This window comes from Pseudomonas sp. JL23 (assembly GCF_056933585.1).
Genome location: NZ_CM167795.1, coordinates 977,815 through 1,001,000, shown reverse-complemented (window position 1 = coordinate 1,001,000; position 23,186 = coordinate 977,815). Strand labels below are relative to the sequence as shown.

At 61.0% G+C, this 23,186-nt stretch carries 18 protein-coding genes; 10 read left to right on the top strand and 8 right to left on the bottom strand.

Going from position 1 to position 23,186, the window contains the following annotated elements:
• Positions 1 to 100 precede the first annotated feature (100 nt).
• The 6 genes from AC1Z24_RS04810 to mreB all read right to left on the bottom strand — a co-directional run bounded on the left by AC1Z24_RS04810 (position 101) and on the right by mreB (position 9,041).
• Positions 101 to 3,913, bottom strand: coding sequence for a YhdP family protein (locus AC1Z24_RS04810; protein WP_483744749.1), 3,813 nt, complete (start codon positions 3,911 to 3,913; stop codon positions 101 to 103).
• A gap of 163 nt (positions 3,914 to 4,076) precedes the next feature.
• Complete coding sequence (gene rng, locus AC1Z24_RS04805; protein WP_259098279.1) at positions 4,077 to 5,534, bottom strand: ribonuclease G; 1,458 nt, start codon at positions 5,532 to 5,534, stop codon at positions 4,077 to 4,079.
• Complete coding sequence (locus AC1Z24_RS04800; RefSeq protein ID WP_483744748.1) at positions 5,531 to 6,133, bottom strand: Maf family protein; 603 nt, start codon at positions 6,131 to 6,133, stop codon at positions 5,531 to 5,533. Before AC1Z24_RS04800 ends, rng begins: the two co-directional genes overlap by 4 nt.
• A 66-nt stretch (positions 6,134 to 6,199) precedes the next feature.
• On the bottom strand, positions 6,200 to 6,691 hold the full coding sequence (gene mreD, locus AC1Z24_RS04795) for a rod shape-determining protein MreD (protein WP_483744747.1): 492 nt from the start codon (positions 6,689 to 6,691) through the stop codon (positions 6,200 to 6,202).
• Entirely contained in the window at positions 6,684 to 7,784 is a 1,101-nt protein-coding gene (gene mreC / locus AC1Z24_RS04790) for a rod shape-determining protein MreC (protein ID WP_483744746.1), read from the bottom strand. The genes mreD and mreC overlap by 8 nt, the downstream gene beginning before the upstream one ends.
• A gap of 219 nt (positions 7,785 to 8,003) precedes the next feature.
• Positions 8,004 to 9,041: a rod shape-determining protein MreB gene (gene mreB / locus AC1Z24_RS04785; RefSeq protein ID WP_020292894.1), complete on the bottom strand. Its 1,038-nt coding sequence runs from the start codon at positions 9,039 to 9,041 to the stop codon at positions 8,004 to 8,006.
• Between the two features lie 207 nt (positions 9,042 to 9,248).
• Between mreB and gatC the strand changes: the two genes are divergently transcribed.
• From gatC to AC1Z24_RS04750, 7 genes are all read left to right on the top strand, one after another.
• A complete protein-coding gene (gene gatC / locus AC1Z24_RS04780; protein WP_259098265.1) occupies positions 9,249 to 9,536 on the top strand; it encodes an Asp-tRNA(Asn)/Glu-tRNA(Gln) amidotransferase subunit GatC in 288 nt (95 codons plus the stop codon).
• A 15-nt stretch (positions 9,537 to 9,551) separates the two neighbouring features.
• Positions 9,552 to 11,003 (top strand): Asp-tRNA(Asn)/Glu-tRNA(Gln) amidotransferase subunit GatA, encoded by a 1,452-nt coding sequence (gatA, locus tag AC1Z24_RS04775; RefSeq protein ID WP_483744745.1) that lies wholly within the window; start codon positions 9,552 to 9,554, stop codon positions 11,001 to 11,003.
• 12 nt (positions 11,004 to 11,015) lie between these two features.
• Entirely contained in the window at positions 11,016 to 12,461 is a 1,446-nt protein-coding gene (gatB, locus tag AC1Z24_RS04770; protein WP_483744744.1) for an Asp-tRNA(Asn)/Glu-tRNA(Gln) amidotransferase subunit GatB, read from the top strand.
• 161 nt (positions 12,462 to 12,622) lie between these two features.
• Entirely contained in the window at positions 12,623 to 12,997 is a 375-nt protein-coding gene (locus AC1Z24_RS04765; RefSeq protein ID WP_483744743.1) for a septal ring lytic transglycosylase RlpA family protein, read from the top strand.
• 46 nt (positions 12,998 to 13,043) lie between these two features.
• Positions 13,044 to 14,105: a calcium/sodium antiporter gene (locus tag AC1Z24_RS04760; RefSeq protein ID WP_483746525.1), complete on the top strand. Its 1,062-nt coding sequence runs from the start codon at positions 13,044 to 13,046 to the stop codon at positions 14,103 to 14,105.
• Positions 14,106 to 14,270: 165 nt separating this feature from the next.
• The gene (locus AC1Z24_RS04755) at positions 14,271 to 14,651 is read left to right on the top strand and encodes a carboxymuconolactone decarboxylase family protein (protein WP_259098259.1); all 381 of its coding nucleotides are present in this window, start codon (positions 14,271 to 14,273) and stop codon (positions 14,649 to 14,651) included.
• Positions 14,652 to 14,830: 179 nt separating this feature from the next.
• Positions 14,831 to 16,261, top strand: coding sequence for a PhoPQ-activated pathogenicity-related family protein (locus AC1Z24_RS04750; protein WP_483744742.1), 1,431 nt, complete (start codon positions 14,831 to 14,833; stop codon positions 16,259 to 16,261).
• Here AC1Z24_RS04750 and AC1Z24_RS04745 read toward each other — a convergent pair.
• Positions 16,258 to 17,199 (bottom strand): AEC family transporter, encoded by a 942-nt coding sequence (locus tag AC1Z24_RS04745; RefSeq protein WP_483744741.1) that lies wholly within the window; start codon positions 17,197 to 17,199, stop codon positions 16,258 to 16,260. The two genes, AC1Z24_RS04750 and AC1Z24_RS04745, sit on opposite strands and share 4 nt — an antisense overlap.
• Positions 17,200 to 17,277: 78 nt before the next feature.
• A complete protein-coding gene (locus AC1Z24_RS04740) occupies positions 17,278 to 18,837 on the bottom strand; it encodes an alkaline phosphatase D family protein (protein ID WP_483744740.1) in 1,560 nt (519 codons plus the stop codon).
• 742 nt (positions 18,838 to 19,579) lie between these two features.
• Between AC1Z24_RS04740 and tli1a (AC1Z24_RS04735) the strand changes: the two genes are divergently transcribed.
• From tli1a (AC1Z24_RS04735) to tli1a (AC1Z24_RS04725), 3 genes are read left to right on the top strand one after another with little or no spacing between them, the layout of a single operon-like run.
• On the top strand, positions 19,580 to 20,101 hold the full coding sequence (gene tli1a, locus AC1Z24_RS04735) for a Tli1a family immunity protein (RefSeq protein ID WP_483744739.1): 522 nt from the start codon (positions 19,580 to 19,582) through the stop codon (positions 20,099 to 20,101).
• The gene (locus AC1Z24_RS04730) at positions 20,089 to 22,443 is read left to right on the top strand and encodes a T6SS phospholipase effector Tle1-like catalytic domain-containing protein (RefSeq protein WP_483744738.1); all 2,355 of its coding nucleotides are present in this window, start codon (positions 20,089 to 20,091) and stop codon (positions 22,441 to 22,443) included. The genes tli1a (AC1Z24_RS04735) and AC1Z24_RS04730 overlap by 13 nt, the downstream gene beginning before the upstream one ends.
• 55 nt (positions 22,444 to 22,498) lie before the next feature.
• Complete coding sequence (gene tli1a / locus AC1Z24_RS04725) at positions 22,499 to 22,993, top strand: Tli1a family immunity protein (protein WP_483746524.1); 495 nt, start codon at positions 22,499 to 22,501, stop codon at positions 22,991 to 22,993.
• Positions 22,994 to 23,186: the final 193 nt, after the last annotated feature.

Sequence of the window (23,186 nt, the reverse complement as noted above, 5' to 3'; positions counted from 1 at the left end):
CGACACATTTTCTGTGCCTGACATATGGCCTTCGCGGGAAAGCCTCGCTCCCACATCGCATTCGATCGCCAGCAAGCCGGCCCTACGGGGGACGTCTTTGTTACTGCGGCTTTTCGAAAGGCTTGTCGAAGGTGATCTTCGGCTCTTTCCACGGCCCTTCGACCTTGTACTGCACGCTGGCAAAGCGCGCCACGCGGTCGCCCAGCAGCTTGTCCACCAGGAACAGCGCGCCGCCAATGGCGGGAGCACCAACGATCAATGCGGCAATCGGCAGGTTATTGGTCACCGGCAACGTCACCAGCAGCTTGGCGTCGACGCGGTCCTTGACCATGTCCAGAGTACCGTCCAGCTCCAGGTTGCTCGACGGCCCGGCCAGCGTGATGGGCTTGCGGGTGACGTAGACGCCGTCACTGGCGACCAGCAGGCCCTTGACCTTGTCATAGCTCAGGCCCTTGCCGAGCAGGTCGGAGAAGTCCAGGCGCAGACGGCGGCCGATGGAGTTGAAGTTGAGCAGGCCGAACACCCGCAGCGCCTGGGCGCCGCCCTCCACTTCGACGAACTGCCCGCGCTCAAGGGTGGCGTCGAGGCTGCCCGAGTAACGCTTGAGCCCGACCCAGGCCGGTGAGCCTGGCCAGCGACCATCGACGTTCAGTTCGAAACTCTCGCTGGTCACCGTCGGGGCAAAGCCCCAGCCCTTGAGTACATCGGCCAGGTTCTTGCCGCTTATCCTGCCTTTGTACCAGCTGCTGGTGGACCCCGGCGCGCCTTCCCAGCCGCCGTCACCCAGCAGCAACATACCCTTGAGGCCCATGTTCAGATCGGCCAGCTGGATACCGTTGGTGGTCGGGCGCACCTTGAGCGACCAGGCGCCGACCAGTTGATCGCCCTGGAACAGTTGGCTGATATTGATATTCAGCGCCGGAATCTGCCGGGGATCGACGTCGGCCAGCGGGTCCGGCGCATTCTCGACCACTGCCGCAGCCGGGTCTGGCGCAGGCAGGCGCACGTACTGCATATCGATGCCGATCGGCGCGGCCTTGGCATCGGGCAGGCTGGCATTGCCCTTGGCTACGGTGCTGTCCAGGGTCAGGTTCCAGGCTGCGGTGTCGCGTTTGAGCTGCACCCGCGCCTGATCGAGGGTAGTGCCCATGGCGATCAGCTTGCCGATCTGCAGATCGACGCCGCTCAACAATTTGGCGCTACCGCCCGGATCATTGCCAGCATAACGGCCGGCAGTGGCTTTCCAGGTGTTTACATCCAGCTCCGACAAACTGCCGCGAATCCGCAGACCCTTGCCATCCGGGACCGCCGCCGTGCCGTCACCGAGCAACAGCTCGCCACGGCCGTCGGCAGGCGTGCTGGCAGGCGCACTGTAGGCCAGGCTGGCCAGGTTGCCGTACAGCGCGTTATAGCGGCGCTCAGGTCCTTGCAGGCTCATGCGGAACTCACTGTCGCGGGTTTCGTCGGCGGTCTTGCCAAAAGGCGCTGGCAGGTCCACCACCAGGCCCTTGAGGTTGGAGTTGATCTTCAGCTGGCTGTCGGCGCCGCCCAGGGTCACTTGCAGTTGATAAGGCAAATCGCCGGACACCGGCAGCGGCTGGGTGATACCGAGCCAGTCGTTCAGGCGCTTCTGTGCCACCAGGCCGCTGGCATTGATCCGGGTGATCGGTGCGCCGGGCTTGCCGTCGGCAATGATCTCGGCTGTGATCGCGCGGTCGAAGGCCTGAGCCTTGATGTTCTTGCCGCTCAGCCCTTTGGTACTGTCAAAACGGAAATCGCCCTTGAGCTGGCTGAATTCCAGCACCGGATCGGCAATCTTCAAGCGGGCGTTATCGGTGCTGAAATCCACACCGATTTTCGCTTCCTGGCCTTTGACCAGCGGCACATCGAGTTTCAGCTTGCCTTGGAGCGGGCCGTCGCCAGTCCAGCCGGCAAAGGTGCTGGCCGTGCCGATCGGTGCGGTCTGGAGGATCTTCACGCCATCGGCCAGGGTGCCATTGAAGTCGCCATCGACGAACAGGTGGCTGCTCTGCCCGGCAGGTACATGGGGAATATTGACCAGTACATTGCTGACCTGGGTGTTGAGCATCTGCGCCTTGCTGGCCTTGATGCGCACGCCGCTGTTTTCCACGAAGACATTGCCATCCACGCCCGTGAGCTGCGGCCAGCCGGGCTGGAAATCGAGGGTGGCGTTACGCACCTTGAAGAACAAGCTGATCACCCGTGCCGCATCCATGGCGCCGTGATCGAGCGAGCCCTGGTACTGGAAGAAGCCCTGATCCACTGCGCCGCCCAGCACGGCCGTGCGCAGCCAGCTGTCCAGCGCCGGGCTCAACGCCGCAGGCAGGTATTTGCTGGTGTAACGGCCATCGCCATCGACCATACCGACCCGCAGGTCCATGTAGTCTTCCTGATCGTGGGTGAAGTGCAGGCGGATCAGGAAGTCGGCAGCAATCTTGCCCTCATCCCCAAGCACCTTGATGTACGGGGCGATCAGGGTGAAGCCTTCCTTGTCCAGGTGCCAGGTCAGGCGCGCGTTGGCCTTGGTATAGGTCCAGGGATTGGCGAAGATCGGCGCCAGATGCAGCATGAAGTTGTCCGTAGCCAGGCGCAGCTCGCCCTGGCCGAGGTCGCCGCTGATGGCGCCGCTGACATTCCCGGCCGCCGGAGCGCCGTGATAGGCATTGAAACCGAGTTTGTCGAGGTTGGCGGCGAACATCAGCTTCTTGTCGCCCTCCACACCTGGGCGGAAATCGAGCAGCACGTTGGTCAGGGCGCCAGTAAACTTGAGGTTGTCCAAGGCGACTTTCGCGCCGTCAGGCACCGGCACCAGGGCGTCGAACAGCGGCATCAGCGGGGTCAGGTCCAGGCGGTCGGCCTGTACGTGCCACAGCTCGTCAGTGCCGGCGGTAGCTTCTTCCTGGGTCAGTTGAATGCGGCTTTCCCAACGGTTGCTGCCCAGGCTCATTGCCAGGGAACCCAGGGTCAGGCTGAAGCCCTTGTCAGTGCGTTGCAGCCAGGCATTGAGCGCCAGGTTACCGATCTTGGCCGGCTTGCGATCGGCATAGGCGGCCTTGATGGTCGGTGCATTCAGACGCAGCGCAGCGCTCTGCATCGTGCCTTTGGCCCAGCTCAGCCACAGCTCGCCACCGGCCTGCAGGGTGTCGAAATTCCACTGTTTGGTCAGGCTTTTTGGCAGCCAGTGCGCCCAGTCACTTTGCGGCAGGCTCAGGTAGAGATCGGCGTTGCCGTCGCGCCACTCGCTGGCACGGATATGCGAGCGCACGTTGAGGGCCAGGGGCTGACCATCAGGCAAGGTTACGCGGGCATCCAGGCGCTGATTGACGCTGCCGGTCTTGAGGCTGAGGCTGATGTACTTGAAGGTCTGCGGCTGTTGCTCGAAGGGTTGCAGGGTCAACTGGCTGTCGAACAGCGTCAACCGCGAGATAACCTGCATTTGGGTCAGCAACTGCTGCGGATCGAAGGGTTTGTCGTCGCTGACCGGCAGACCTTGCAGCGCCCAGTGGCCGTCCTGGTCTTCCTTGAGGCTCAGTTGCAGGCCATCGAGTTCCAGACGAGCAATACGCACCTGCCGGGCGCGAACGCTGGCCCAGAAGTCCGGCACAGCGCGCACATGCTCCAGGCGCATGGAATTGCTGCCCTGCCCCACCACCACATCGCGGGCGACGAATATCGGCGCAAAACCGTGCCAGGTGCCTTCGAGGCCACCGATACTCACCGGCATTTGCAGCGCCGTGGCGACCTTGCTCTCGATATCAGTGCGATATTCCGCCACCAGGGGCGCCAATTGCCGCCCCAGGCTGACATACAACGCCGCCAGCACCAGAATCAGCGCGCAAAGGCTCAAGCCCCAACGGGTCAGCGTTGCCGAAAGGCGGGTCAGACGTTGCATATCAGAGCGCTCCCACACAGGGGTGGGATAACCCGGCTCGTTTTTGCAGACATCAATAGGTTCCGGGATTGCTCAATTGCCACGCATCGATCTCGTTATAAGGGCGTCCTTGCCACAGGTCCGTCGGCTGCACGGGGTTCAGGCTCGCGAGAGCGCTGCGAACTCAGAGCAAAACAACGTCGTATTGTTCCTGGGAATACATGGTTTCTACCTGAAAGCGGATGGTTCGGCCAATAAAGCCCTCCAATTCCGCGACATTACCCGATTCTTCATCGAGCAGACGGTCCACCACCCGCTGGTTGGCCAGTACACGATAGCCCACGGCCTGGTAGGCGCGGGCCTCGCGCAGGATCTCGCGGAAGATTTCGTAACAGATGGTTTCCGGGGTCTTCAGCTTGCCGCGCCCCTGGCAACTGTTGCACGGCTCGCACAGCACTTGCTCCAGACTCTCACGGGTGCGCTTGCGGGTCATCTGCACCAGGCCCAGCTCGGTAATCCCGATGATGTTGGTCTTGGCGTGATCGCGCTCCAGCTGTTTCTCCAGGGTGCGCAGGACCTGGCGCTGATGCTCGCCGTCTTCCATGTCGATGAAGTCGATGATGATGATCCCGCCCAGATTGCGCAGGCGCATCTGACGGGCGATGGCGGTGGCCGCCTCGAGGTTGGTCTTGAAGATGGTTTCCTCAAGATTGCGATGACCGACAAAGGCGCCGGTATTAACGTCGATGGTGGTCATGGCCTCAGCCGGATCGATTACCAGATAGCCGCCGGACTTGAGCGGCACCTTACGATCCAGGGCTTTCTGGATTTCATCCTCGACGCCATAGAGGTCGAAGATCGGCCGCTCGCCGGGGTAGTGCTCCAGGCGGTCGGCGATTTCCGGCATCAGTTCAGCGACGAACTGCGTGGTCTTCTGGAAGGTTTCCCGCGAGTCGATACGAATTTTCTCGATCTTCGGGCTGACCAGATCGCGTAGGGTGCGCAGGGCCAGGCCTAGGTCTTCGTAGATCACATTGGGCGGGCTGATGGTCTTGATCTGCTCGCCGATCTGGTCCCACAGGCGCCGCAGGTAGCGGATGTCCATGAGAATTTCATCGGCACCGGCGCCTTCGGCGGCCGTACGCAGGATGAAGCCACCGGCTTCCTTGATCCCTTCCAGGGCCACGCAGTCGCTGACGACTTTCTTCAGCCGCTCGCGCTCGCCTTCGTCTTCGATCTTCAGCGAGATACCGACATGGGCGGTGCGCGGCATGTACACCAGATAGCGCGACGGGATCGACAATTGAGTGGTCAGGCGTGCGCCCTTGCTGCCAATCGGATCTTTGGTGACCTGCACCACCAGGCTCTGGCCCTCGTGCACCAAGGAAGCAATGCTCTCCACGGCCGGGCCTTCGCGCATGGAAATTTCCGAGGCGTGAATGAACGCCGCCCGGTCCAGGCCGATATCGATGAACGCCGCCTGCATGCCAGGCAACACCCGCACTACCTTGCCCTTGTAGATATTGCCGACGATCCCGCGACGCTGGGTCCGCTCGACATGGACTTCCTGCAAAACACCGTTTTCCACCACAGCCACGCGTGATTCCATCGGCGTGATGTTGATCAGAATCTCTTCACTCATGGCTTTTCACCTTCCAGGCATTGCCAACAGGGTATGCCGAAACGGCTCAGCAGTTCTGCGGTTTCACACAAAGGCAGGCCGACTACCGCCGAATAACTGCCTTGCAGCGCCTCGACAAAGATCGCCGCCAGGCCCTGAATGGCATAACTGCCGGCCTTGTCACGGGGTTCGCCGCTGGCCCAGTAGGCCTGAATTTCCTCGGCGCGGATCGGCCGAAAACGTACGTAACTGCTCACCACCAGCGCCTCACTGCCCTGCCGATTGGCCACGGCCACGGCGGTCAGCACCTGGTGTTCGCGCCCGGAAAGCGCAGTGAGCATGGCGCGGGCATCGGCTTCGTCCAGCGGCTTGCCGAGAATGCGCCCGTCCAACACCACCGCCGTATCGGCACCGAGCACGCAGGCTTCGGATGCAGCACTCAGCGCCGCCAGCCCGGCCTGGGCCTTGCCGCGCGCCAGGCGCTCGACGTAGGCCAGGGGCTGCTCATCAGCAAAGGGGGTCTCATCGATTTCGGCGCTCAGAGCGGTGTAAGGCACACCGATCTGGGTCAGCAGCTCACGGCGACGTGGCGAGCCGGAGGCAAGATAAAGGGGGGACATCCAGACTTCTCCATGTCAGTGGTCATGGTGACGGCCAGCCTCATGCCAGCCGTAACCACGCAGCGCTCAATTGATTTTCAAACGCTTGCGCAGGCCACGCATACCGTAGCTCACCCAAGGCCACAGCAGGACACTGACCAATGCTGGCAACAGCAACGCCAGCGTCGGCTGACGATTACCGGTCAAGGCGCTGAGCCAGAGTTGCGCCAATTGCGCCAGGCCGAAGATAACCAGCAGGATCAGGCATTGCTGCCACATGGGGTACATGCGCAAGCGTTGCTGCAAGGACATTACCAGGAAGGTGATCAGGCTCAGGATCAGGGCGTTCTGCCCCAGCAACGTGCCATACAGCACGTCTTCCATCAGGCCCAGCACCCAGGCCGTGGTCATGCCGACCTTGTGCGGCAGGGCCAGGGTCCAGAAGGTCAGTAACAGCGCCAGCCACAGTGGCCGAAAAATTTCCATGAACTGCGGCAGCGGCGAAACGCTCAGCAACAGCCCCAGCAGAAACGAGAACCAGACAACCCAGCCATTGCGTGAAGGAGCCAGATTAACCATCGTTTCGCTCCCGGGTACCGGTCGCCGGCGCTGTGCCCGGCGCCGCAGGCGGCCGGCTCGCCGCAGGCCGGGTCGGCTTGCGCGCAGGCTTGACCGGAGCCGCAGCCGGAATCAGGGTCACCGTCGGGACCTCGGGGATGGTCAACGGCGCAGTACCCGGCACCACATGGTTGGCCGGGGAACTCGCCGGCGCTGGCGCCGTCACGGGCGTCGCCGCTGCCGCAGGGGCTGCCGACGTGCCCGGCTCCGCGCCGCGCTCGATATTTTCCTGGGCCTTGGCCGCATCGGCAGCGCGTTCTTCCGGCGAGCGGCCGTCGGAGAACACCAGCAGCAGATAACGGCTGCGGTTCAGGGCCGCAGTCGGCACGGCGCGGACAATGGCGAAAGGCTGGCCGGAGTCATGAATCACTTCCTTGACCGTCGCCACCGGGTAACCGGCAGGGAAACGCTGACCAAGGCCGGAACTCACCAGCAGGTCGCCTTCCTTGATGTCCGCAGTATCCGCCACATGGCGCAACTCCAGGCGCTCCGGATTACCGGTGCCACTGGCGATGGCGCGCAGGCCGTTACGGTTGACCTGTACCGGAATGCTGTGGGTCGAATCGGTCAGTAGCAGAACCCGCGAGGTATACGGCATCAACTCGACCACCTGGCCCATCAGGCCACGGGCATCAAGCACCGGCTGGCCCAGCACGACGCCATCGCGCTCACCCTTGTTGATGATGATGCGATGGGTAAAGGGGTTGGGGTCCATGCCGATCAGCTCGGCCACTTCGACCTTCTCGTTGACCAGTGCCGAGGAATTGAGCAACTCGCGCAGACGCACATTCTGCTCGGTCAGGGCCGCCAGCTTCTGCAGGCGCCCCTGCAACAGCAGAGTCTCGGTCTTGAGTTTTTCGTTTTCGGCGATCAGTTCAGTACGGCCGCCAAACTGGCTGGCAACGTTTTGATACAGACGCGAGGGCAGATCGACCACCCAGTAGGACTGCATCAGCACCAGTGACATCTGGCTGCGCAGCGGCTTGAGCAATTCAAACCGCGCATCGACCACCATCAGTGCTACCGAAAAAACGGCCACTGCCAACAGGCGCACGCCCAGGGACGGGCCTTTTGCGAAGAGCGGTTTAATAGGCTCCTCCCGGGCATGCATCCGATGGGCTGAGCTGTACGTGGCTGTGCTTATTCATGCGGCATTGGACCGGCCAGGACAGTAGAGAAGGTGAGCGCCAGATTTCGGCGCCAGCGCAAAGCATACAGGTAGCACAAAGCGCTACCTGTATTCAAAGGCTGCCATGAAGTGTTTTTCCGGCGATCACTCGCTGGAAAGCAGATCCATGGTGTGCTTGTCCATCATCTCCAGGGCACGACCGCCACCACGAGCCACGCAGGTCAGCGGGTCTTCGGCGACGATCACCGGAAGGCCGGTTTCCTGAGCCAGCAGCTTGTCGAGGTCACGCAACAGGGCGCCACCACCGGTCAGCACCAGACCGCGCTCGGCGATGTCCGAAGCCAGTTCCGGAGGCGACTGCTCCAGCGCGCTTTTCACGGCCTGAACGATGGTTGCCAGGGATTCCTGCAACGCTTCCAGCACTTCGTTGGAGTTCAGGGTGAAGGCACGTGGTACGCCTTCGGCCAGGTTACGGCCGCGCACGTCCACTTCACGGACTTCGCCGCCCGGATAAGCGGTACCGATTTCCTGCTTGATGCGCTCGGCGGTGGATTCACCGATCAGGCTGCCGTAGTTGCGACGCACGTAAGTGATGATCGCTTCGTCGAAACGGTCGCCGCCCACACGTACGGATTCGGCATAGACCACACCGTTGAGGGAGATCAGCGCGATTTCAGTGGTACCACCACCGATATCGACAACCATCGAACCGCGTGCTTCCTCGACCGGCAGGCCGGCACCGATAGCGGCGGCCATTGGCTCTTCGATCAGGAAGACTTCGCGGGCGCCAGCACCCAGGGCCGACTCGCGAATGGCGCGGCGCTCAACCTGGGTGGATTTGCACGGTACGCAGATCAGCACCCGAGGGCTTGGCTGCAGGAAGCTGTTTTCGTGAACCTTGTTGATGAAGTATTGGAGCATCTTTTCACAGACGCTGAAGTCGGCGATGACGCCGTCTTTCATCGGGCGGATAGCAGCGATATTGCCCGGGGTACGGCCGAGCATGCGCTTGGCTTCCATCCCGACGGCGACGACACTCTTCTGGTTGCCATGGGTACGAATGGCTACAACCGAAGGTTCATTCAGAACAATACCGCGCTCACGCACGTAAATAAGGGTATTGGCAGTCCCCAGGTCGATAGACAAATCGCTGGAAAACATGCCACGCAGTTTCTTGAACATGGGAAATGGACCCTAGGGAGCGCGTGGGTAAAAAAGTGCGGCAAACTCTAACAACGACAGGGATTTTGGGCAAGGAGCCAATATGTTAAATTGGTGGTTTTCCGAGCACGACGCTAGACGTTCGCGGCCCTTTGACCGTAAAAACCCTGTCGTGTTCCGCAATCCGCCCCACGGACTGGATCCGTGCGCATTCCACAGGAGAACCCCATGGCGCTTGATCGCTCCGACGTGGAAAAAATCGCTCATCTGGCCCGACTTGGCCTGAATGACGCCGATATCCCGCGTACTACTGAAGCACTGAACAGCATTTTGGGCCTGATTGACCAGATGCAGGCCGTCGATACCAGCGGTATCGAACCCCTGGCCCACCCCCTGGAAGCCTCCCAGCGCCTGCGCGAGGACGCCGTAACCGAGCCCAATCGTCGCGATACATATCAAGCCATCGCACCGGCGGTCGAAAGCGGCCTTTATCTGGTTCCGAAAGTCATCGAGTAAGGGATTGAGCCTTTTATGCATCAAATGACTCTGGCCGAGATCGCTCGCGGACTCGCCGAAAAAAAGTTTTCTTCTGAAGAACTGACCCGTGTTCTGCTGGCGCGCATTGCCCAGCTCGACCCTCAGCTCAACAGCTTCATCACCCGCACCGACGACCTGGCCATCGCCCAGGCTCAGGCTGCCGATGCCCGCCGCGCCAAGGGCGAGAACGGCGCCCTGCTGGGTGCCCCGCTGGCCCACAAGGACCTGTTCTGCACCCAGGGCGTACGCACCAGCTGCGGCTCGAAGATGCTCGACAACTTCACCTCGCCCTACGACGCCACCGTGGTCGCCAAACTGGCCGCTGCGGGCACCGTGACCCTGGGCAAGACCAACATGGACGAATTCGCCATGGGTTCGGCCAACGAATCCAGCCATTACGGCGCGGTGAAGAACCCGTGGAACCTGGAACACGTGCCCGGCGGCTCGTCCGGCGGTTCGGCGGCGGCTGTGGCTGCACGCCTGCTGCCTGCGGCCACCGGCACCGATACCGGGGGTTCGATTCGCCAGCCCGCGGCCCTGACCAACCTCACCGGCCTGAAACCAACCTACGGTCGTGTATCGCGCTGGGGCATGATCGCCTACGCCTCCAGCCTTGATCAGGCAGGCCCCATGGCCCGCAGCGCTGAAGACTGCGCCCTTCTGCTGCAAGGCATGGCCGGTTTCGACCCGCAGGACTCCACCAGCATCGACGAACCGGTTCCGGACTACTCCGCCAACCTGAACGCGTCGCTGCAGGGCCTGCGTATCGGCATTCCGAAAGAGTACTTCAGTGCCGGTCTCGACCCGCGCATCGCTGACCTGGTCATGGCCAGTGTCGAAGAACTGAAGAAACTCGGTGCCGTGATCAAGGAAATCAGCCTGCCGAACCTGCAACACGCGATCCCGGCCTATTACGTCATCGCTCCGGCAGAAGCCTCGTCCAACCTGTCGCGCTTCGACGGCGTGCGTTTCGGCTATCGCTGCGCAGACCCCAAAGACCTGACCGACCTGTACAAGCGCTCGCGCGCCGAAGGCTTCGGCCCGGAAGTGCAGCGCCGCATTCTGGTGGGCGCCTACGCGCTGTCAGCCGGTTACTACGACGCCTACTACCTGCAGGCACAGAAGATCCGTCGCCTGATCAAGAACGACTTCATGAATGCCTTTGCTGACGTCGACGTCATTCTCGGCCCGACCACGCCTAACCCGGCCTGGAAAATCGGCGCCAAGACCAACGACCCGATCGCCGAATATCTGGAAGACTTCTACACCATCACCGCCAACCTCGCGGGTCTGCCGGGCTTGTCCATGCCAGCAGGCTTTGCCGGTGGACTGCCGGTCGGCGTGCAATTGCTCGCCCCGTATTTCCAGGAAGGCCGTCTGCTCAACGTCGCGCACCAGTATCAGCAAGTTACTGACTGGCACACCCGCGCACCTGAAGGCTTCTGAGGAGAAACACACATGCAATGGGAAGTCGTCATCGGGCTGGAGATTCACACCCAGCTCTCGACCCAATCGAAAATTTTCTCCGGCAGCGCCACCACGTTCGGCTCCGAGCCCAACACCCAGGCCAGCCTGGTTGACCTGGGCATGCCCGGTGTCCTGCCGGTGCTGAACAAGGAAGCCGTGCGCATGGCCGTCAAGTTCGGCCTGGCTATCGACGCCGAAATCGGCCAGCACAACGTCTTTGCGCGCAAGAACTACTTCTACCCGGACCTGCCCAAGGGCTACCAGATCAGTCAGATGGAGCTGCCGATCGTCGGCAAGGGCCACCTGGATATCACCCTGGAAGACGGCACCGTCAAGCGCGTCGGCATCACCCGTGCCCACCTGGAAGAAGATGCCGGTAAGAGCCTGCATGAAGACTTCAGCGGCATGACCGGTATCGACCTGAACCGCGCCGGCACACCGCTGCTGGAAATCGTTTCCGAGCCGGACATGCGTTCGGCCAAGGAAGCCGTGGCCTATGTCAAAGCCATGCATGCGCTGGTCCGCTACCTGGACATCTGTGACGGCAACATGGCCGAAGGCTCGCTGCGTTGCGACTGCAACGTCTCGGTCCGGCCCAAAGGCCAGGTCGAGTTCGGCACGCGCTGCGAAATCAAGAACGTCAACTCGTTCCGTTTCATCGAGAAGGCGATCAACAGCGAGATCCAGCGCCAGATCGACCTGATCGAAGACGGCGGCAAGGTCATCCAGCAGACCCGCCTGTACGACCCGAACAAAGACGAAACCCGCGCCATGCGCAGCAAGGAGGAAGCCAACGACTACCGTTACTTCCCCGATCCGGACCTGTTGCCGGTGGTCATCGAGGATTCCTTCCTCGAAGAAACCCGCGCCACCCTGCCGGAACTGCCGCCGCAGAAACGCGAGCGCTTCCAGAGCCAGTTCGGTCTGTCGGCCTACGACGCCAGCGTGCTGGCCTCCAGCCGTGAGCAGGCCGACTACTTCGAACAGGTCGTGGCCATCAGCGGCGACGCCAAACTGGCCGCCAACTGGGTCATGGTCGAACTGGGCAGCCTGCTGAACAAACAGGGCCTGGACATCGAACAGTCGCCGGTCAGCGCCGAGCAACTGGGCGGCATGCTCAAGCGCATCACCGATAACACCATCTCCGGCAAAATCGCCAAGATGGTGTTCGAGGCGATGGCCAATGGTGAAGGCAGTGCCGACGAAGTCATCGAAAAGAAGGGCCTGAAACAGGTCACCGACAGCGGTGCCATCGAAGCCATGCTCGACGAGATGCTCGCCGCCAACGCCGAACAGGTCGAACAATACCGCGCCGCAGACGAAGCCAAGCGCGGCAAGATGTTCGGCTTCTTCGTCGGCCAGGCGATGAAAGTCTCCAAAGGCAAGGCCAACCCGCAGCAGGTCAATGAACTGCTCAAGAGCAAGCTGGAAGGCTGATCGGACAGGTCGGTGATTTTTTTGTGGGACCGGCTTTAGCCGGGAAGACATAGGTAAGGTCGATACATATCTATTGCCTGTCCTATTGCCTTCCCGGCTAAAGCCGGTCCCACAATGCGATGCAGGTCGCCAGGTTCATTGGCTTCAAGGAGCAACACACCATGCTACGGCTTCTCGGCGCCTCTTCCCTGCTCCTGCTGCTGGCCGGCTGTGCCAGTGATCGCGAGATCGATCCCCACGGCTACGACGAAACCGGCAGTGCCTCGTACTACGGTTCGCAACATCAAGGCAAACGCACCGCCAGCGGCGAGCGTTTCGACCAGAATTCCCTGACCGCCGCCCACCGCCAGCTGCCTTTCGGCACACGGGTGAAGGTCACCAACCTCGACAATGACAAAAGCGTCGTGGTGCGCATCAATGATCGCGGGCCCCATACCCGCGGCCGCCTGATCGACGTTTCAAGGTCGGCCGCCGAACAGTTGGGTATGCTGCGCAGCGGCACCGCCAAAGTGCGCGTGCAGGATTTGGAAGACTGACTCTTCTTACACATTAAGGGACATCACCATTCTCCAATTATCGAACCTGCCCCTGCCCGTCGTCCTGCAATTCCTCAGCGGCCTTGTGCTGCTGGTCGCAGGCGCGGAGCTGTCGGTGCGTGGCGCGGTACGATTGGCCGCCCTGCTGCGGGTGCGCCCATTGATCATCGGCCTGACCGTGGTCGCCTTTGGCAGCAGCGCGCCGCAAATGGCCGTCAGCCTGCAATCGGCGTTTTCCGATAACACGGATATCGGCGTCGGCAGCGTCATCGGCGGCAACATTTTCAATGTCCTGGTGACCCTGGGCCTGTCCGCCCTGATCATCCCCCTGCGCGTCGCCCGGGAACTGGTGCGCATCGATATCCCGCTGATGATCGGCGCCAGCCTGCTGGTCTGCCTGCTGGCCTGGGATCATCAACTGGGGCCGTTTGAAGGGGTGATTCTGCTGATCGGCCTGCTGGCCTACCTGCTGATCGTGCTGCGCCAGTCCGGCTATGGCGCCCGTCATGGCAAAGTGATTAACGACCCGCGCCCCCGGCAGACCGGCCTGCTGCTGATTCGCCTGGCCGCCATGGCCGTTGGCCTGGCCTTGCTGATCAGCGGCAGTCATCTGCTGGTCAACAGCACCGTGGTCCTGGCCGCAGACCTGGGTCTGTCCGAGCGGATCATCGGCCTCACCGTGATTGCCGTCAGCACCTCCCTGCCCGCCCTCGTCACCTCGCTGATCGCCGCCATTCGCGGTGAACGGCATATCGCCGTGGGCAACGTAGTCGGCAGCAACCTGTTCAACCTCTGCGGCGTACTGGGCCTGACCGCGCTGATCGCACCACAGCCGCTGTCAGTCTCGCCCAATGCCCTGACCTTCGATCTGCCCATCATGCTCGGCGTCGCCGTGCTGTGCCTGCCGCTGATGCTCTGCGCCTACCGCATCACCCGCGCCGAAGGCCTGCTGCTGCTTACCCTGTATGCGGCCTACGGCCTGCATCTGGTGGCCCTGAGTACCGGCATGGCCCTGGCCGAGCGCCTGGAGCAGGTGGTGATTTGGTATGTGTTGCCGGTGTTGGCGGTGGTTATTGTGTTCAGCATGATCAGAATCTGGCGCCGCTGACGGCACATGTGGGACCGGCTTCAGCCGGGAAGAGGCTTGTACATCCGACAGATGTGCGTCACCTGTAAGGCCGTCTTCCCGGCTAAAGCCGGTCCCACATTAGAGTTCCCCTATCAGGTTGATGTTAACCCCATTGATTACGTGTGTTCTTCAGGAGCAAATAGCATGAGCGAAGCAAAATCGAACGGTGAACAACTGCGTCGTCAGGTCATGGGCGATGTCTTCGTCGACCGCGCCCTGGGCAATGCCACGGACTTCACCCAGCCGCTGCAGGACTTCGTCAACGAACACGCCTGGGGCAGTGTCTGGGGCCGCGAGGGCCTGCCGTTGAAAACCCGCAGCCTGATCACCCTGGCCGCGCTGACCGCCTTGAAATGCCCGCAGGAACTCAAGGGCCACGTGCGCGGCGCGCTGAACAACGGCTGCACCGTCGACGAAATCCGCGAAGCGTTGCTGCACTGCGCGGTGTATGCCGGGGTGCCAGCCGCCATCGATGCGTTCCGTGCCGCCCAGGAAGTGATCGACAGCTACGAGAAGCCCGCCTGACGCCTTGATCCGATAGGTTGTCGGCTTTCAAAGCCGCCTACCTATCGCTCGGACATGTCTCACAACTGAAACAGATGCAAGCTGACAGCCTATTCACTCTTCCCTGAAGAAAAATGCCCGCGCCTTGTACGACCGCTCCCTGCGCGTCGCCTGGCAGCGTTTCCTCAGGAGATTTCCCTTTGACACACCTTGCCACGCGATGGACCCTCGCCGCAGCACTGCTGGCTGCCCCTCTGCTGGTAGCCGCCAAAGACATCGACTTCAGCGAAGTCCTGTCACGCTACAAACAGTCCCAGGCAGGCATTCCTCTGAACTATAAAAGCACCGGCACGCAGCAATTCCCCGGTGTGGAAAAACGCAGCTTTGCCATGGAGTCGCAAAACTGGTCACCACTGGACATGGTCGAACCCGCCAAATGGCAGCATGAGGTGGATATCTACATCCCCAACAACGCGTTGCCGGGCCAGGCGTTGTTGGTCGCCAACAATGGCACCCACTATCCAGCCTCCGACAAGATCGCCCAAGGCCCCACGGACTTTACAGAGCAAATGGCTCTGACAATTGCGACAGCTACCCGGACCATCGTGATCTCCACCAGCAATATCCCCAATCAATACCTGACCTATTCCGATGATGGCATCCCCCGCACTGAAGACAGCAGCATGGCCCATAGCTGGAAGCTGTTCCTTGAAGATCCGGCAACGAAAACCTACCTGCCAGCACATATCCCCATGATGCATGCGCTTGTCCGAACCATGGACCTGGCCCAGCGTGAACTGGCGCCATGGCAGGTCGACAGCTACATTGCCGCTGGTGCCTCGAAGCGCGGATGGGCCAGTTGGCTGGCAGCGCTGACCGATAAACGCATTGCGGCCATCGTGCCCTTCGTGATCGATATCCTGAATATGGATGAGGTCCTGGAACACACCTATCAGACTTACGGAAAAAGCTGGCCTTTGGCATTTTTTGACTACCACAACGAAGGCATCACCGATCAGCTCAACACCGAGAACTTCGCCAAGCTGCGAATGATCGAAGATCCGTTGTCATACCTGGACAGCGCCTACGCCGAGCGCCTGGCCATTCCCAAATACCTGGTCAACGCCAGTGGCGACGACTTTTTCGTGCCAGACAATTCGCGCTTCTACTTCGACAAACTGCCCGGTTCGTCAGCCCAGCGCGTGGCGCCCAACTCTGATCATTACGGCATTCGTGCCCATATCGAAGAAGCCTTGATCCCCTTCATCAATCGCCTGCGCCAAAACCGCGCCATGCCTTTGGTCGAGGTCAAGAACGAAGGCGAACACCGCCATAGCGTGCAGTTCTCAGAAAAGCCGACGAGGGTGGTCCAATGGACAGCCCTCAATCCTCAGGCTCGGGATTTCCGTAAGGCCTGCGGGATCAGCTATGCATCCATGGACCTGACAAACGAACAGCACGTGACGATAACGCTCAAGGAGCCGGAGAAAGGCTGGATGGCCAGCTTTGTCGAGGCGACATTCGATGACGGCCTGGTGCTGACTACGTCGGTTTACGTCTTGCCGCAGACCTATCCGACCCAGGCACCGCCAGTGGTGGAGCCGTCCTGCAAGACCTTACAGGGTGCCTAGATCCAACCGCCCCACTGCAGGATGAAAATGCCGATATTGGTCGTCACCGCCGCTGCCAGGGTGGTGATGACAATGATCGCGGCCGCCAACTCATGATTGCCATTGGCCGCACGGGCCATGACGAAGCTGACGGCGGCGGTCGGGCTGCCAAAGTACAGGAATAGAATCCCCAGTTCCGCATGACGGAAGCCCACCAGCCAGGCCCCGAAGGTGCATATCACCGGCAGCCAGATCATCTTGACCATACTGGCACTGATCGCCAGCTTGCCGCTTTTGCGCAGCGAGGCCAGGGACAGGGTGCCGCCGATGCAGATCAACGCCAGGGGCAACGTCATCTGCGCCAGATAGTTACCGGAGGTTTCCAGCCACTTGGGCAGGCCGATGCTGAAGTAGGCAAATGGCGCGGCAGCAAGCACGCTGATGATCAGCGGGTTGGCCAGGATGCTCTTGAAGATGCTCCACGGGTCGGACTTGATCACCGGGCTGTACACCGCCAGCACGATGGTCGACAGGGTGTTGTAAAACAGGATGATCAACGCCGCGAGGATCGCCCCCAGGGAAATCCCGTAGTCGCCGTACATGCTCGCCGCCAGGGCCAGGCCGATCACGCCGTTATTGCCGCGAAACGCGCCCTGGACAAAAATCCCCCGGTCGATCAGCGGCGCCCGCCAGATCGCATAGCCCCAGGCAAAGGCAAAACCGGCCAGGGTCGCCACGGTGAAATAGATCAGCAGTTTGGGCTGCAAGGCCGCGTGCAGGTCGGCGTGGATGATGCCGAGGAACAGCAGCGCCGGCATGGTCGCGTTGAACACCAGGGCCGAGGCGGTGATGATAAACCCGTCGTTGATCCAGCCAATGCGCTTGAGCAGCACGCCAAGAAACAGCATGGCGAATACCGGGGCCGTGATATTCACGGTTTCAAGAAAAATACCCAGCATGCCGCGATTCCCTGCCCAGTCGTTAGTTGGCTAATAATAAGTCACTAACGACTGGGTTGTTACAGAGAATTTCAGCGGTCAGGCCTTGGCAGGCTGCAATTTCTGCTCGAATACCGCCACACCATCCAGATCACGTAGCGTCACGGTCAACTCCGCGCTCTGGCCGTCGATATTCACCTCGCCAAAAAACTGAAAACCGGCAAAGGGCGAGGTGTTCTGCGCCGGTGGCGCCTTCTGGAACACCAGTTCCGGGCCAAAGGTCTTGTCCAGCGGATTGGGCCCGAAGCTGCCCGCATTCAACGGCCCGGCGACAAATTCCCAGAACGGGTCGAAGTCCTGGAAGGTCGCCAGCTCCGGCTGATAGTGGTGGGCCGCGCAGTAATGCACGTCGGCGGTCAGCCATACGCAATCGCGGATTTTCTGCGCGCGCAGGAAGGTCAGCAGCTCGGCGGTCTCCAGCTCGCGGCCCTTGGCCGGGCCGTTGTCACCATTGGCAATCGCCTCCCAGCGCCCCACGCCGGGGCTGACTTCGCCATCAGGCACACCCAGGCCGATGGGCATATCGGCAGCAATCACCTTCCACTGCGCCGTCGAGCCTTGCAGCTCGCGCTTGAGCCATTCCAGTTGCTCGCGACCCAGGAACGCCGTCTGCGCGCTGGCCTGCTCGGACAGGTTGGCATCGTTGCCGCCGCGATAACTGCGCATGTCCAGTACAAACACATCCAACAGCGGCCCGTAACCGAGCTTGCGATAAATGCGCCCGCCCTTGTCCGCCTGTTGCAGGCGCATCGGCGCGTATTCGAGGTAGGCCTGGCGCGCGCGGGTCACCAGCAACTGGATATCGCGGGTCTTGTAGCGCTCGTCCAGTTGCTTGCTCGGCGACCAGTTATTGATCACCTCATGGTCGTCCCACTGCCAGATCTGCGGCACCTCGGCATTGAAGCGACGCAGGTTGTCGTCCATCAGGTTGTAGCGGTAATTGCCGCGGTATTCGTCGAGGGTTTCCGCGACCTTGCTCTTGGCCTCGGTGGTGATATTGCGCCAGATCCGCCCGCCCTCGGTGACTACTTCGGCAGGCACCGGGCCATCGGCGTAAATGGTGTCGCCGCTGTGGATAAAGAAGTCCGGCAGGCGCAGGCGCATGGCTTCGTAGATGCGCATGCCGCCGATCTCCGGGTTGATGCCAAAGCCCTGGCCGACGGTGTCGCCGCTCCAGACAAAGCGAATATCGCGGCGCTGCTGCGGCGCACTGCGCAAGTGGCCGAACCAGGGTTCGCTGGGGGTGCCGGTCTGGGCGTCTTCGAAATGCACGCGATAGAAAATCGCCTGATCAGTGGGCAGGCCGATGAGCTCGACCCGCGCCGTGAAGTCCGTGCGCTGATCAGCCAGCAACGACACCGCACGGCGCGGGTTAGTGAACATGCTGCGGGTGTCCCACTCCACCACCATGCGCGAAGGCCGGTCGCTGCGGCTCCAGACCATGGCCCGATCACCGAGCAGGTCGCCGGACTGCACGCCATCGGTCATCTTCGGCCGGTCCTTGACCGACGCCAGCACCGCAGGCGCCAGGCCCGGCAACAGCAGGCCCGCGCCCACGGCCTGGATTACCCGACGACGCTTTAGATCGAATTCGCTCATGGCCATTCACTCGCATAAAGGTGAAAGGCACACGCTAGCAGGGGTTTGTGGGGTGAATATGACAGCGAATTTCCAGCCGGTTGCCGATCCCGTTGGAGCGAGGCTTGCCCGCGAAGGGTTCACCTTGGTATGTCTGAATTACCGCGTCGCCTGATTCGCGGGCGAGCCTCGCTCCCACAGCGGTGGCCGTTACATTTGTGTGCTTGCCTCATGCGGGCAGAATTTCAACCGACCACCGCCCCCAATGAAACGCCGCGCCCTCTACTAAAACTGATTAACCTGGACCACCAAGAGTGTTTCAGCATATTAACCAGCCAAACTATCAATTATTTAAAAGCACTCATCCAACAGCAACTTGTAGGATATTTCCCCTTTATTACGAAGGGCATTTCCCAAACTTATGCAGAGGTATGGATTAACAGTTAGAGATAATTCACTGTTGCCCATCCAGCCCCACCTGGGCTTATAGCGCCCTCCACAGCTCTGCCAAGCGATCACATCGCCATGATGCAGCCGTGCGCCTTGCAATACCCAAGATCAAATAAAAAGGAAAGGACAATGAAGTATTCACAGAATACTTATATTAAACAAAAAAACTCGCCCCCCATAAACAACCAATTCCGGCCACACTCGCACCATAACTCGACCGATACACGAAGAGTGAGCCAAGCCGGCCTACTGATTACCCCAAAACCCAAAGCCGTTGTCCCCGAACGCCTGCGGCAGAAGGGGCATCAATCCCATGCCTAACCCATTACGCCCAGCGCTGCTGTGCGGCCTGGCGGGCAGCCTGATGATGCAAGCGGTACAGGCCAGCACCATCGAAGCCATCAACCACACCCACTGGGCTATCAACCGCTTCAGCGTTGATGGCCAGTTGGGTATCGACATTATCGGCGCCTACCAACGGGGTGGCGGAGGTTGTTGCTATATCGCCCCCAAGCGGTGGCAGCCGGGTATGACGGTGCGGGTGGATTGGGAAACGGGTGCCAGTGGGGTGAGTCCCCTTGCCTATGAGTTTCCGGGATTTGCCGATAGAGCCAAGTATTACGCCTGGGTTGACAAGCTTGAGGCACAAAAACGCAAACACAGCAAAGTCGTGTCCGTCCCCGACTACACGGGCCAAAAAGTCTGCGGCATCACCGTGCATTTCCTGCCCTGCGATGAATTGCAGGTCAGCACCTCCTGCCATGCCTATGGCAGCCCCGACTACCCGATCAAGACCCCGTTGCAATTGCCGGAGCCACAATCATGTCCGCAATGAAACCTGCCTCTCTCTGGTACCCGCCGCAATTTCCCCTGCAGGGCCGTTTGCCCAGCCGCCCAGAGCAGGTCCAGCAGAATATCCAGCGTCAGCAGCAACTCGAAGACGATTATCAGGATGCCCTGAGTGTGGCGGCCGGGCACCCGGTTGAGCCACCGTGCTGCAAGACCCTGCATATCAGCCTGTTTTTCGACGGCACGGGCAATAACCTCAATAACGACCTGTATGAGTCCGGCAATGCGCCGCACCCGACCAATATCGCCCGGCTATTTCGCGTCAGCATTGGTGATGGCTATGCCGCAGGCACTGCCCATAACGATCAGGCCCAGCGCCTGACCGATGAACCCGGCACGGGCAATGGCCAGTACTACAAATACTACATGCCCGGCGTTGGCACGCCCTTTCCGGAAGTGGGCGACTTTGACTACGGCACCTATGGCCTGGCTTTCGCCGGTTATGGCGAAGAACGGATCAACTGGGGCCTGCTGATGATCATCGATGCCCTGCGCCGTGCCCTGAAGTTGCCCCGGCAGGACAACGACAGCCTGCGCGCGGCTGTCAAAGCCATGGGCACCACTCACGGCATGGAGGCCTTGAGTGGTAGCCAGAATCGCAAGCGCCAGTTCATCACGCAATTCTGGCCCCTGGTCAAACCCCTGGAAATTGCCATGCGGCCCAATGCCGGTCAGTGCCAACTGCTGGGGGTCAAGCTGTATGTCTATGGTTTTTCACGGGGCGCGGCGGCGGCGCGGGCTTTTGTCAGTTGGCTGCACGAGTTGCTGATCCCCTTCGGCAAAACGGCTTACGAGAATCCGCCTGCCCTGAAAATGAACAATAGGGTGACGCTACCCATCACGGTCGAATACCTCGGCCTACTGGACACCGTAGCCTCGGTGGGCGCGGCCGATATCATTCCCTGGGCCGAAGGCCATCAGGGCTGGGCCGACGGCAATCAGCAACTGCCCGACGGTGAACTGGTCAAGCGTTGCCTGCATATCGTGGCCAGCCATGAGCAGCGGCTGTGCTTTCCGCTGGACTCGATCCGGCGCGAGGATGGCCGTTACCCGACCAATAGCGTGGAGGTGCTGCATCCCGGCATGCACTCCGATCAGGGCGGGGGATATCCGCCGGGGGATCAGGGCAAGGCCATAAGCGACGATCCCCGGGTAGGTGACGGCCTGTTGCTGTCGCAGATTGCCCTGAACGATTTGTATGCAGATGCCTTTGCTCATGGCGCGCCCTTGAAAGTGCCCATTCTTGTCTTGCCGGTATCAAGGAGTCATGAACGCTGGCGGGTGATGGATCCTGAGCTTGGAAGAGAGTTTGATGTCGAAACACAACTGGTCAACCGCTTCAACGCCTGGCGTCAAGTCACCCTCGGTCTGCCTCCTGCCGAGCAACCCATCACAGACGAACAGGCCATACGCTATGAGCCAGTGTCCGGCAGCGTTGCGCTGGAAGAATCCCTGCTCACACAGATGGCCTGGATCACTGCCTGGCGCATTGACCGTTATGCCGGTGGCAGCCTCATGCAGACCGCGTTCTACCAAGCGGCAACGGATGATCATGCCGACCCTGCCATCCGCGCCGAGGCCGAAGCCCTGCGCAACCGCAAACATGCGCTGATCGTAGCGGACCGCAAGCAGCAATATGCCAACGAGCGCGGCGGTGGCACGGTCAAAAAGCCGATGAAACCCGGCATCAAGGACTTTGATCCGGATATGGCGCGAACCCAGTTGCGCGAAGCGGCCGAGGAGTTTGCCGAGCATTACCGCGATAGAGGCCCTGACGCCTTGGCCATCCGGTTGGGATGGGATAAGCCCACAACGGCTGAGGCTGCCCGGCAGTTCGAAGCCGCCATTACCGGGGGCGAGTGGATGACCGTGCAAGCTCAGGCCTTGGTCGGCCGGATGTTCCCACCCGCGAAAAGTCTCGCAAGTGAGCGCTGGCGCACCTACCAGGATGATGTACGTGAAGCCAGTCAGCCCGAGCGCTTGTTGCGCGATCTTTTCGACGATCAGGTCCACGACTCCCGCGCCTGGTTTCTTTATGCAACCCTGATGAAGATACCCGGCATGAACCGACGCGAGCCCCTCGGCAGCTACCTGCGCGAGCGCATGGTGTTCTTTGGCAAGACCAGCTCCAGAAAGCTGACGCCCTATGACAGAAACGGTCAGGCGCTACTGCCGGGTGACCCACGCTTGCAAGGTATTGAGCAGGCGCTGCCCGCGCAGCCAGCGCCCATGGACGCCGAGCGCAAGGCCGAGGCACAAAGATCCATCGCCGCCCGTTGGGACGCCTATCACGCCCAGGCCAGCGAGGTGAACGATGCGCCGGTCTGATGCTACTCACTATTACTTTGCCCCACTGCGCTCGCTGTTTGCTGTTCTGTGCGGGATGGCCGCCACGGTGATTAGCCTGAACGCCCAAGCCAGCACCATCGAAGCCATCAACCACACTCACTGGGCCATCAACCGCTTTAGCGTCGATGGCCAGTCGGGGATCGACATTATTGGAGCCTACCAACAAGGAGGCGGGGGTTGCTGCTATATCGTCCCTGCAACCTGGCAGCCGGGCATGACGGTACGGGTTGACTGGGAGACCGGCGTCAGCGGCATGAGCGATCTTGCCGGTGAATTCCCGGGTTTTGCTGACGAAGCAAAGTACGTGATCTGGCGAGATAAGGTCCGTGCCCAAAAACGCAAACACAGCAAAGTCATCCCCGTCCCCGACTACACCGACCAAAAAGTCTGCGGCATCACCGTGCATTTTCTGCCCTGCGACGAGCTTGAGGTCACGACGTCCTGCTACGCCTATGGCAGCCCCGACTACCCGATCAAGACGCCGCTGCGCCTGCCGGAGCCGCAGTCCTGTCCGGCGCGAGGAGGTTAGGGGCTTGCGACAGCAACTGCAGGACCGGTCGTAGGACCGGCTTTAGCCGGGAGAACGTCATCACTGATGAAGGAGATGTCGCCCTCCTGGCTAAAGCCAGTCCTACAGGCCTTGGTTGGGCCGTTACATTTGTGTGCTTGCCTCGCGAAAAACCGGGAATTAACCTCCCGGCCTGCTGAATTTTCAGCACTGG